The organism is Mesorhizobium sp. M7A.F.Ca.AU.002.02.1.1 (genome assembly GCF_003998535.1).
Taxonomy (GTDB): Bacteria; Pseudomonadota; Alphaproteobacteria; order Rhizobiales; family Rhizobiaceae; genus Mesorhizobium; species Mesorhizobium ciceri.
In genome coordinates, this window is the sequence record NZ_RZPB01000135.1 from 1 (window position 1) to 10,987 (window position 10,987).

The 10,987-nt window shown below is 63.6% G+C and carries 10 protein-coding genes; 1 reads left to right on the plus strand and 9 read right to left on the minus strand.

Going from position 1 to position 10,987, the window contains the following annotated elements; all coding sequences use genetic code 11:
- The 6 genes from EN879_RS11235 to EN879_RS11260 form a co-directional block, all read right to left on the minus strand.
- Positions 1-850 (minus strand): ABC transporter permease subunit (locus EN879_RS11235; RefSeq protein ID WP_127274059.1); only part of this gene is annotated, 850 nt, incomplete at its 3' end.
- Positions 847-1,932, minus strand: a complete 1,086-nt coding sequence (locus tag EN879_RS11240; protein WP_063167624.1) for a glycine betaine/L-proline ABC transporter ATP-binding protein — start codon at positions 1,930-1,932, stop codon at positions 847-849. The genes EN879_RS11235 and EN879_RS11240, both read right to left, overlap by 4 nt.
- Before the next feature lie 77 nt (positions 1,933-2,009).
- Positions 2,010-2,984, minus strand: a complete 975-nt coding sequence (locus EN879_RS11245) for an ABC transporter substrate-binding protein (protein ID WP_027163833.1) — start codon at positions 2,982-2,984, stop codon at positions 2,010-2,012.
- A 419-nt stretch (positions 2,985-3,403) separates the two neighbouring features.
- Positions 3,404-4,168, minus strand: a complete 765-nt coding sequence (locus tag EN879_RS11250) for an SDR family oxidoreductase (protein WP_013532887.1) — start codon at positions 4,166-4,168, stop codon at positions 3,404-3,406.
- 80 nt (positions 4,169-4,248) lie between these two features.
- Positions 4,249-5,139 (minus strand): DUF427 domain-containing protein, encoded by an 891-nt coding sequence (locus tag EN879_RS11255; RefSeq protein ID WP_164745786.1) that lies wholly within the window; start codon positions 5,137-5,139, stop codon positions 4,249-4,251.
- On the minus strand, positions 5,136-6,791 hold the full coding sequence (locus EN879_RS11260) for an ABC transporter substrate-binding protein (protein ID WP_063167626.1): 1,656 nt from the start codon (positions 6,789-6,791) through the stop codon (positions 5,136-5,138). Before EN879_RS11260 ends, EN879_RS11255 begins: the two co-directional genes overlap by 4 nt.
- A 112-nt stretch (positions 6,792-6,903) precedes the next feature.
- On the opposite strand from EN879_RS11260, the gene EN879_RS11265 reads away from it, so the two are divergent.
- The gene (locus EN879_RS11265) at positions 6,904-7,806 is read left to right on the plus strand and encodes a LysR family transcriptional regulator (RefSeq protein ID WP_063170184.1); all 903 of its coding nucleotides are present in this window, start codon (positions 6,904-6,906) and stop codon (positions 7,804-7,806) included.
- A 33-nt stretch (positions 7,807-7,839) separates the two neighbouring features.
- Here the strand turns inward: EN879_RS11265 and EN879_RS11270 are convergent, their stop codons facing one another.
- The 3 genes from EN879_RS11270 to EN879_RS11280 form a co-directional block, all read right to left on the minus strand.
- On the minus strand, positions 7,840-9,870 hold the full coding sequence (locus tag EN879_RS11270) for an ABC transporter ATP-binding protein (RefSeq protein ID WP_063167627.1): 2,031 nt from the start codon (positions 9,868-9,870) through the stop codon (positions 7,840-7,842).
- Positions 9,863-10,741: an ABC transporter permease gene (locus tag EN879_RS11275; RefSeq protein WP_027163828.1), complete on the minus strand. Its 879-nt coding sequence runs from the start codon at positions 10,739-10,741 to the stop codon at positions 9,863-9,865. Before EN879_RS11275 ends, EN879_RS11270 begins: the two co-directional genes overlap by 8 nt.
- Positions 10,738-10,987, minus strand: a 250-nt coding sequence (locus EN879_RS11280; RefSeq protein WP_127274060.1) for an ABC transporter permease subunit, incomplete at its 5' end; no start/stop codon positions are given. The genes EN879_RS11275 and EN879_RS11280, both read right to left, overlap by 4 nt.

The window sequence follows — 10,987 nt, forward strand, 5'->3', positions numbered from 1 at the left end:
CCATGTTCAGCGCCAGCATGATGACCTGGTTGACGCCGACCATCAATGTCGGCCGCGCCGACGGCAGCAGCACCCGCCACAGTTTCTGCTGCGCCGTGCAGCCGGCCATTTCGCTGAAATCGTCGATCTCCGACGGCACCCGCGATAGGCCGAGCATCGTTGCTCGCACCATCGGCGGGGTGGCGAAGATGGCGGTCGCAATCATCGCCGAGACTGGGCTGTTGCCGAACAGCAGCAGCATTGGGATGAGATAGGCGAAGGTCGGGATCGTCTGCATCAGGTCGAGGGCAGGGGAGACGATGAGCCTTTCGGCCCACGGCTTGCGCCACGCCCAGATGCCGGCGAACAGCCCGGTGACGATGCAGAACGGCACGGCGATGGAGATCAGCCCAAGCGTCAGCATGGCGCTGGTCCATTGGCCGAACAGCGCGATGTAGAGGAAGCAGCCGCCGACCAGCAGGCCGAGTTTTCTGCCGCCGGCGGCATGCCCCGCGATGAAGGCGGCAGCGCAGACGCCGACCCAGGACAGCCGCGGCAGGACATAGGCTTCTGCGCCCCGACCGATCTTGAAATTCTTGGCCAGCAGATTGAGCGCGAAATCGAGCGGAACGCCGAGCACCGCGGTGATCGAGCGGGTGAGCCACGACAGGTTCGACTTGATCCAGCGCATCAGCGCGCTGACCCAATCGGCGACCGGCACGACGGCGCTGGCCGGATAATTGACCGCCCAGGACAGGCGGTCTCGCAACAGGAACACGACAAGCACGGCCGCGAGTGCCACCGCCCAGACGAGCAGCCAGACCTGAACCGGGCGCGACCGTGTTTCGCCGGCGCTTGCCGTCACCGTCATGTGCCGGCTCCGGAACGCTCAATGCCGGCCAGCAGATCGATCACCGCTTGCGGCGTCACCTCGCCGATCGGCTTGCCGCTGCCGTTGACGACCGCGAACGGCTTGTTGGCGGCAACGATGCTGGCGGAAAAGCTGGATATCTTGGCCTCCGGCGCCACCGTTCCGCCGTGCTCCGAGCCGTCGCAGGCGCGCATCAGGCTGCGTGCCGAGATCACCTTGGCGCGGTCGACGTCGCGGGTGAACTCGGCGACGTAGTCGGTCGCCGGATTGACCACCAGTTCCTCCGGCGTGCCGATCTGGATGACCTCGCCATCCTTCATGATGGCGATGCGGTCGGCCAGCCGGATGGCCTCGTCGAAATCATGGGTGATGAAGACGATGGTCTTGTGCAGCATCATCTGCAACCGCATCAGCTCGTCCTGCATCTCGCGGCGGATCAGCGGATCGAGCGCCGAGAACGGCTCGTCGAGGAACCAGATTTCCGGTTTTGTCGCCAGGCTGCGGGCGATGCCGACACGCTGCTGCTGGCCGCCGGACAGTTCGCGCGGATAGAAATGCTCGCGACCCCTTAAGCCGACAAGCTCGATGACCTCGCGCGCCCTTGCTTCGCGTGTCGCCCGGTCCTGCCCCTGGATGCTGAGCGGGAAGGCGATGTTCTCCAGCACGTTGAGATGCGGCAACAGCGCAAAATTTTGGAACACCATGCCCATGCGGTGTCGTCGCAATTCGATGAGTGCTGCATCGGAGGTTTTCAGCAGGTCATTGCCCTCGAATTCGACCTTGCCGTGGGTCGGCTCGACCAGCCTCGACATGCAGCGCACCAGCGTCGACTTGCCGGAGCCCGACAGGCCCATGATGATGAAAATCTCGCCCTGGCGGATTTCGAGGTCGACGGCGCGCACCGCGCCGACCAGCCCGGCAGCCGTGACGTCGGCTATGCTGGCCTTGCCGTCACGTTCGCGGATGAAATTGGCCGCGTTCGATCCGAACAATTTCCAGACATTGCGGCAGGCAAGCTTTACCGGACGGGCGTCTTTTGGCGCGCCCGCCGTGTTTGGCTCCTGTTCAGTCCTGTCCGTCATTCGAACGTCCCTCTGGAATATCAACAAGTGAGGCCCGGCTGGTCAGCAGCCGGGTCTCATTTTTCCAGTCGGAACGATCACTGCGCCCAGGCTTTCCAGTCGGCCTCGTGGGCGGCGATCCAGGCAGCTGCGACGTCCTCCGGTGTCTTGCCGCCGAGATCGATCTCGCCGCTCATCTTGTTGAGCTCATCGGTGTCGATCGTGTAGGCCTTGGCCACCTTGTAGGCGACCGGCCATTTGTCCTTCATGCCGGACCAGGAGTATTTCCAGATCTCGCCATGCGGCTTGCCGCAGTCATATTTGGCGTCGGGGTTCACGCCCCATTTCGGGTCGTTGTAGCACTCGGGCGTGTATTCCGGGAATTCAACCCACTCGCCCTTGTATTTGGCAGGCGCCCAATGCGGCGAATAGATCCACAGCATGATCGGCGCCTTGCGCTGATAGGCGGAATCGAGCTCGGCGAACATCGCCGCGTCGGTGCCGGCATGGATGACGGTGAAGGGCAGTTTCAGCGCCTCGACGCGCTCGTCGTCAAAGCCTTCCCATGTCACCGGGCCGCCGAGATAGCGTCCCTTCGGTGCGGTCTCCGCCGTCGAGAAGGCTTCGGCGCATTTCGGGTCCTTCAGCGCTTCCCAATTGGGCAGGCCCGGGCATTTCTCCTTCATGTATTCCGGAAACCACCATTCTTCCTTGGCCTTGGGTCCGAGCTTACCCAGCCGTTCGGTCTGGCCGGTCGCATCGGAGGCCTTCATGGCTTCGCCGGCGGTCGTGTCCCAGAACTCCAGGCCGACATCAAGATCGCCATTGGTGAGGCCCGTGGTCAGGCTGGAGAGGTAGTCGGCCGTGGGATACTCGACGGTATAGCCGAGCTTTTCCAGGATACCGCCAAGGATCTTGGCGTTCAGATTGACGCTGGTCCAGTCGAACAGCGCGATCTTGATCGGATCGTTGGATTCTGGTGCGGCGGCTTGGGCGGAAGGTGTCAGTGCACTCGCCGCGGCGAGTGCGAAGGTTCCCATTGTTAAGTTCGAAATCACACTGCGAAGTGACATGCTTGTTCTCCTTCAAGCTGTGAAAATTATCGTTCGTTCCCTTCTTGCGGCTTTTCTTGATTGTGTTGGAAAGGCTGGTCTTTGCGCAAGGCCGTCGGCGCCAGATTATTGCCCCGGCTTTGGCCGACGCAGGCAAGATGGTGCTCAATTCTAGTGATGATGGAACAGGACTGCAGTGTCGGCGTCATGGTTGCCGACGGATCGCTGCGGGGGCGGTCATCTGCGGATCGATTGCCAGTCTTGCGGCGCCTTGCAAGGTGCGAGCCATCAAGGTCTCATGTTCTCGGCTGTCGACCCGGCAAGCGCCATCTCGCCAAGCCAGTTTCATGGGATGAAATTATATATATCAAGGTTCATGTCGCGCAACGACTAACACCGCGCGAGGCGTATAAATTCAGACTGCAGGCGAAGTTGAACCTCTACCAGCAGACGTAGCCGCCATCGACAATCAGGTCGAGGCCGGTGACGAAGCTCGCTGCGCGGCTGGCCAGGAACACCGTCGGTCCGACCATTTCCTCCGGCGCCGCCATCCGCCCCATCGGCGTGTCGCGCTTGAAGATCTTCACCTCTTCGGCCACCTCAGGCCGCTTGTTCATCGGCGTCAGTGTGTAGCCCGGGCTGACGACATTGACGCGCAGGCCGCGATCGGCCCACTCCATAGCGAGACTCCTGGACATGTGGATGACGGCGGCCTTCGAAGAATTGTAGTGCGCCTGCGTCAGGCCCCGGTTGACGATGGTGCCCGACATCGAGGCGATGTTGATGATCGAGCCCTTGCCTCGCACCAGCATCTTGCGCGCTTCGGCCTGACAGGACAGGAACACGCCGGCGACATTGACCTCGTGCACCTTCTGCCACGTCTCCAGCGGCATCGTCTCGGCGGGTTCGGAGCCGGCAATGCCGGCATTGTTGACCGCAACGGTCAGCGCACCGAGTTCGCTCTCGACTCGATCGATCGCCGCCGCCAGATCGCTCTGCGATGTCACTGTACCGTTCAGCACCAGCGCCTTGCGGCCGAGTGCCGTGATCCGGTGCGCCGTTTCATCCAGCCCGCCTTTCGACGCATGACCAAAACAGGCGATGTCGGCGCCTGCCTCGGCCAGCCCGATCGCGATGGCCTGGCCGATGCCGCTGCCGGCGCCGGTGACCAGCGCGACATCGCCATCCAGCTTGAAAAGATCCATCGAGTGTCCTCCCTGTCCCAGGGAGGGTATGCGCTGACCCGTGCTTCGATCAAGCGCCCGCGCGCAAGCGGCGTCGATGCCTAGAAATAACCGCTCGACGCGGCCGTGGCTTCCTTCGGGATTTCGACGCCATCGACCAGGATCTTGTCGACCAGCTCGTGGTGGAAACAGACCAGCCCCTTGATGCGCTCCGCCTCGTGCACCGGCTCAGGATAATACCAGACGAGGTTCTCGTGACGCTTGGCCTTGGTCGTCACGTGATAATAGTTGGAGATGCCCTTGTAAGGACAGCGCGAGATGTAGCGGCTGGGCGCGAACATATCGAGCCGCGTGTCGGCGATTGGCAGATAGTGGCGCACTGGATGGCCGGTCTCGAACAGGAACACGCCGCGGCGTGAATCGGCGACCTGCTCACCATCGAGGATGACCTGCACGCGCCGCGACGACGGCAGGCAGTCGACGCGGCGGAAGGGATCGCGGGCGTGGACAAAGATCTCCTCGTCCTCCTCGAACCAGTGCCCCATCTTGCTCCAGGTGAACGACATGTAGTCCGATATCGGCGGACAGCCCTTGACCGGATCGAGATAGCGCCAGGCCGCGTCCTCGACCAGCGTGATGCCGGTGTTGAGCGAATAGTGGGTGGCTGTGCCCTTGAATGGGTCCTCTGTCGTGGTCTTGCTCGGCAGCAGGAACTCCTCGCGAACGTCGCCGATCGGAAAATAGTAGACCGGCAGATGATCGGATTCGTAGAACACCAAGGCGTTGGTCGTATCGGCCACGGTCATTGACCCCACCTGCACACGCAGGCGCTTCTGCGTCGGCATGGTGAAGGCTATGTAGCCCGGCTCGAAGTCGTACTGCACGATGCTGTCGAGCAGCGGAAAATGCGGCCCGCGGCCGCGCAGATGAGGCTTGCGAATGGTAGTCTCCCGTTTAGTTTCTTTTGTCATCGGGCGTTGAGGCACGATCAGCTCAGGGACACGCGATCGAGCAGCAGGCCGGCGGCGATCGGCGGCAAGCCGCTGACATTCTTGCGCACCGGCACCAGCAGATCGGGAAAATAGCTGAAGATGACAGGCGTCTCGTCGAGCAGCAGTTTCTGGATGTCGGAGGCGGCAGCGCGTTGCGCGCCGACATCAAGCGCCTTGAGATAGCTGGTGACCATGCCGTCATAGGCCGGGCTCTTGAAATGCGCCGCATTCCACGGACCGTCGCTGACCAGCGGGCTCTTCAGGAAGACGTTCGGCACGCTGCGATGGGCGTAGTCGGTGATGCCAAGTGGGCTGTCCAGCCAGTCCGACTGGCCGAACACCGCCTTGCCGTAATATTTGTCCTGGTCTTCGATGTTGAGCGAGATGCGGGCACCGATTCCCTTGGCGAAATTCTGGAACAATTGCGCGTAGCGGGGAATGTCGGAATAGCGCAGCGTCGTTAGCGTGATGTCGAAACCACTGGCAAGGCCCGCCGCCTCCAGCAACTGCTTGGCCTTGGCGATATCCTGGACGCGCTGCGGCACCGTCTTGTCGGTTGCGGGGAAAGCGGGTGCGAAGGGGCTGTCATTGCCGGTCGCCGCCATGCCGCGGCACAGCCCGTCGACCAGCTTGGAGCGGTCGATGCACAGCGCCAGCGCCTGGCGCACGCGCTTGTCGGTGAAGGGGCCGGTGTCGCAGCGCATGTGAAGCTGCCGGTGCGCGGTCGAAGCGACACGCAGCACCGTGATATCAGGACTGTTCAGCACCACCTGGCTTACATCGAGCGGAACGGCGTCGAGGATGTCGACCTCGCCGGCCTGCAGCGCCAGGATGCGCGGTTGCACGTCGCCGTAGAATTTGAATTCGAGCCGGTCAGGCAGCGCCTTCTCGCCCCAATAGTCGGTATTGCGGATGAAGGTCGCGCCGACCTTTGGCGTGTAGGTCTCCAGCCGGAATGGCCCGGTTCCTTCGAACGTCTTTTCGTAGTCGCCCTTGTAGCTCGCCGGCAGGATGACGGCGTTGTAATTGTCGATCGACACCGAATAGGGAAAGCTGCCATTCGGCGCATCGAGATGGAAGGCGACGGTGTGGTCGTCGACCTTCCGGGTGCCGCCTTTCGACAGCAGCCCCTTGAACACGGAAAGTGCATTAGAAGCGCCTTTGGGGTCGGCCAGCCGGTCGAAGGTCGCGACGACGTCGTCGGCCTTGAAATCCTCGCCATTGTGGAATTTCACGCCCTTGCGCAGCTTGAACGTCCAGACGCTGCCGTCCTCGTTCGGCGCCCAGCTCTCCGCCAGCACCGGCTTCAAGGTGAGGTCCGGCTGCGTGATGCAGAGAAATTCGGCGGTCTGGAAAACCAGCTGGTAGCTGCCGCTGTCATAATAGGTGACGGGATCGATGGCGCCGCCCGGCGTCGCCACGCCGGCGCGCACCGTGCCGCCCGGCTTGCCCTCCGCGCGTGCTTGCTGCGTGCCGAGGCCGGCGGCCGCGACAAGGCTGCCCAGGAACGGCAGTGAGAGACCAAGCACGCTGCCATGGCGCAGGAAGTCGCGGCGGTCCATCCTGCCGGCCAGCAATTCGTCGACAGCGGAATTTTCGATTGCAGTGAGCGTTCTGCGAGCGTTGTCGATCATCCGGAAATGCTTGGGCATGGCTGGATTCCTCGCGTGTCTTGGGGTTCGGCCATCTAGTTCATTGTTGACTGCCGCCGGAAAGCGATATTTTTTGATAGGGGTCATCGAAATTTTCGATGCAGAGGTGGGCATGGACACTGAAAATCTGCGCAGCTTTCTCGAAGTCGCCACCCATGGCAGCTTCACCGTCGCAGCCAGCCGGCTCAACCTCGCGCAGTCCACCGTCAGCGCACGGATCAGGGGGCTGGAGGAGCAGTTGGGCCGCCGGCTTTTCGTGCGCGACCGCGATGGCGTCACGCTGACGCCGGCCGGCCGGCAGTTCCTGCCACATGCCTCTTCCATCACCCGCACCTGGGAGCAATCGCGGCAGGACATCGCCGTTCCCGATGGCTACGAGACCTTGCTGCGGCTGACCGCGCCTGCCTATCTGTGGGACCGCATCACCTCGCCATGGGTCGAGTGGATGCGCGCCAGGCGGCCGAACGTGGCGCTGCGGCTGGAGGGCAGCTTCCCGGACTCGGCGATCGACCAGCTGGCGGAAGGCCTGCTCGACATCTGCATCCTCTACCTGCCGCGACCGCATCCCGGCATCGTCTACGAAACGCTGGCGGTCGATCAGGTCGTGCTTGTCCAGCATGCCGCGCAGACCAGGCCGTGGACCGAAAACTACATTCTGATGGATTGGGGGCTGGAGTTCCGCATCGAGCACGACCGCGCCTTTGCCGGCATGGTCAAGCCCGCCATATCGGCCGGACTGGTCTTCATCGGGCTGCAGCACGTGCTGTCACAGCAGGCCGCCGCCTATCTGCCGCTCAGCGCCGTCAGCGGTCATATCGAGCGCGGCGAGATGCGGCGCATCGACAATACGCCGGTGTTCCAGCGGCCGATCTACCTCGCCTATCCCTCGAACCCCGCCTCGTCGGATGTTCTGGATGTCGCGCTCACAGGCCTGCGCACGCTGGCCAGAGACTGGGCCGAAGGGCAGGGCTTTTCGGAAGGCGACCGTGCTCTCAGCATGGCCGGCCAGATCTGACCGGCCAAGCCACGCGGGTGATGGTGACGCTCGCTATGCCGGCTCGGTCACGGCCGCTCTCTGCAGCCTGGCCAGTTCGGCATATGGAATGTGGCAGCGGATCGAATGGCCGGGCTGGGCCTCGCTCAGCGGCGGCTCCTGCTGTTCGCAGATCGGACCGATCTTGCGCGGGCAGCGCGTGTGGAACACGCAGCCCGACGGCGGATTGGTGGCGCTCGGGATTTCGCCGTCGAGACGAATGCGCGCCGTCTCGGTCTGGTCGAGTTTGGGCACGGCCGACAGCAGCGCTTCTGTGTAGGGATGATGCGGCCCGGAAAAGACTTGCTCCGACGGTCCGAGCTCCATGATGCGGCCGAGATAGAGCACGGCGATCTTGTCGGAGAGGTAACGCACCACGGCCAGATCATGCGAGATGAAGATGTAGCTGACGTCTTCCTTCGACTGCAGGTCGGCGAGCAGATTGAGGATGGCCGCCTGCACCGAGACGTCGAGCGCCGAGGTCGGCTCGTCGCAGACGACGATGCGCGGGACGCCGGCGAAGGCGCGGGCGATGGCGACGCGCTGCTTCAGGCCGCCGGACAGTTGGCGCGGTTTTACAGCCAGATGCCGGTCCGTAAGCCGCACCGAGCGGACAAGGTCGTTGAGACGAGCCTCCAGCGCCTTGCCGGAGAGGCCCGCCAGCCGCTTTAGCGCGCGTCCGATCAGATGCCGGATCGAATGCGATCGGTTGAGTGCGGAGTCCGGGTTCTGGAAGACGATCTGCATCGCCTTGATCTGGTCGTCGCTGCGGTTCTCCAGCCTGGGCGCCAGCGCCTTGCCTTCCAGCTCGATCGTGCCGCCTGCGTCCGGCGGCACAAGGCCGAGCAGCAGCCTGGCGAAGGTCGTTTTGCCGCTGCCGGATTCGCCGACCAGCCCGAGCGTTTCGCCAGGCCGCAGGTCGAGGGACACGTCCTTCACGGCGCGCAGTGCATGGCCATGGCTGGCATAGGTCTTGTTCAGCCCGGTGACGCGCAGCACCGGCGCTGCCGCCGCCCTTGGTACAGGCGCCACATCGCTCGGTGTCGCACGCGGCAGCGCCTGCGCCTTGTCGTGATGAAAGCAGCGCGACAGCCGGCCGCCCAGATCGTAGAGCGGTGGCAATTCGCTGCGGCAGCGGTCGTCGGCGAGCGCGCAGCGATCGGCGAAGGCGCAGCCCTTGATGTCGACCCCGATGCCGGGAAGGAAGCCGGGAATGGTATCGAGGCGGCCCTGGTCCTTGCGCTGGCCCCCGCGCGGCAGGCAGCGCAGCAAGGCTACGGTGTAGGGATGGCGCGGGTCGTTGAAGACGACCTCCGTCGGCCCTTCCTCGACCAGCATGCCGGCATAGAGCACGCCGACGCGGTCGCACATGTTGGAGACGACGGCGAGGTTGTGGCTGATAAACAGGATCGAGGCCGACAGTTCTTGCCGCAGCTGTGCGATCAGGTCGAGCACTTCGGCCTCTACCGTCGCATCGAGGCCGGTGGTCGGCTCGTCGAGGATCAGCATCGAGGGATCGTTGGCCAGCGCCATGGCGATCGCCACGCGTTGCTGCATGCCGCCGGAAAGCTGGTGCGGGTAGCGCTGCATCACGCTCATCGGATCGGAGATGCGCACGCGATTGAGCATCGCAATCGCCCGGTCGGTGGCCGCTTGTCCCGAAATACCGCCGAGTTCAAAAATCTCGGTCAACTGACGGCCGACGCGGATCGACGGGTTCAGCGCCTTGCCCGGGTCCTGATAGACCATGGAGACGCTTTCGGCCCGCGCCCGCCTGAGCGCCTCGGCGTCGAGTTTCATCACGTTCTGGCCGTCGAGCGATATCGTGCCGCCGGTGATAGAACCGTTTCTCGGCAGATAGCGCACCACCGTAAGCGCCACGGTGGATTTGCCGCAGCCGGATTCGCCGACCAGCCCATAGGCTTCGCCCTGGCCGATGGTGAGGCTGAGGTTACGCAGCACGGCGCGGTTGCGGCCGGCGACGCGGTAGGCAACCGAAAGATCGGTGACTTCGAGTGCGTTTTCGGCCTTGGCGGAGTTAGTCATTGAGCGCTCCGTGAACGCCGTCGGCGGCCAGATTGACGCCGATGACCAGCGAGGCGATGGCGAGCGCATCGAACAGCACCGTCCACCAGAAGCCGCCGCCGATCATGCCGTAATTGTTGGAGATCGACAGCCCCCAGTCGGGAGAGGGCGGCTGGATGCCGAAACCCATGAAGGAGAGCGTGGCGACGGCGAAGATGGCATAGCCGAGCCGCACAGTGGTTTCGACCAGGATCGGCGGAATGACGTTGGGCAGGATCTCGACGAACATCGTATGCAGGGCACTTTCATGCCTTAGCTGCGCGGCAGCGACATAGTCGAGTTCACGCTCGGCCAGCACCGCGGAGCGCACGGTGCGCGCGATGATCGGCGCGAAGCTTAAGCCGATGACAACGATGACCGTCGTCTTCGAGGTACCGAGCGCAACGATCGCCAGCAACGCAACGATGACCACCGGGATCGCCATGAAGGCTTCCAGGATTCGGCTGACGACATCGTCGACGAGGCCGCGAAAATAGCCGGTGACGAGGCCGAGCGCCGTGCCGGCCACTGTCGCCAGCAAGGTCGCCAGCGGGGCGACGGTCAGGATGTCGCGCGAGCCGACGATGACGCGCGAGAAGACGTCGCGGCCGATCTGGTCGGTGCCGAACCAGTGTTCGGAAGAAGGCGGCGCCAGCGCGTTGATGATGTCGTCGGCGAGCGGGTCGTAGGGTGCGAAGTGCTCGCCGAACAGCGCGCAGGCAACCCAGAACAGCACGATGGCGAAACCGACAAGGAATGTTCGCGAGCGCAGCAGCGAGAAGAAGACCTCGGCCAGCGGGCCGCGCGGGCGCGTGTCGTCGGGTGTCGAGGAGGTGGTCTGGATGGTGCTCATTGGTCTGACCCCAGCCGGATGCGCGGATTGAGCACGGAATAGAGGAAGTCGGCGACAAGAGTGGCCACGGCATAGACGATGCCGATGGTGAGGATGCCGGATTCCAGCATCGGGAAATCCTTGCCGCGCGCGGCAGTGAAGATCAGCGAGCCGATGCCCTGGTAGCGAAACAGCGTTTCGATGACGACAAGGCCGCCGATGAGGTAGCCGGTCTGCGTGGCGATAACGGTGATGGTCGGCAGCAGC

Excerpts from the sequence above, each read along its gene's own strand:
- EN879_RS11265 (WP_063170184.1), top strand. The coding sequence starts at position 6,904 with ATGGACACTGAAAATCTGCGCAGCTTTCTCGAAGTCGCCACCCATGGC.
- EN879_RS11250 (WP_013532887.1), bottom strand. The coding sequence starts at position 4,168 with ATGGATCTTTTCAAGCTGGATGGCGATGTCGCGCTGGTCACCGGCGCC.
- EN879_RS11245 (WP_027163833.1), bottom strand. The coding sequence starts at position 2,984 with ATGTCACTTCGCAGTGTGATTTCGAACTTAACAATGGGAACCTTCGCA.
- EN879_RS11240 (WP_063167624.1), bottom strand. The coding sequence starts at position 1,932 with ATGACGGACAGGACTGAACAGGAGCCAAACACGGCGGGCGCGCCAAAA.
- EN879_RS11270 (WP_063167627.1), bottom strand. The coding sequence starts at position 9,870 with ATGACTAACTCCGCCAAGGCCGAAAACGCACTCGAAGTCACCGATCTT.
- EN879_RS11275 (WP_027163828.1), bottom strand. The coding sequence starts at position 10,741 with ATGAGCACCATCCAGACCACCTCCTCGACACCCGACGACACGCGCCCG.
- EN879_RS11260 (WP_063167626.1), bottom strand. The coding sequence starts at position 6,791 with ATGCCCAAGCATTTCCGGATGATCGACAACGCTCGCAGAACGCTCACT.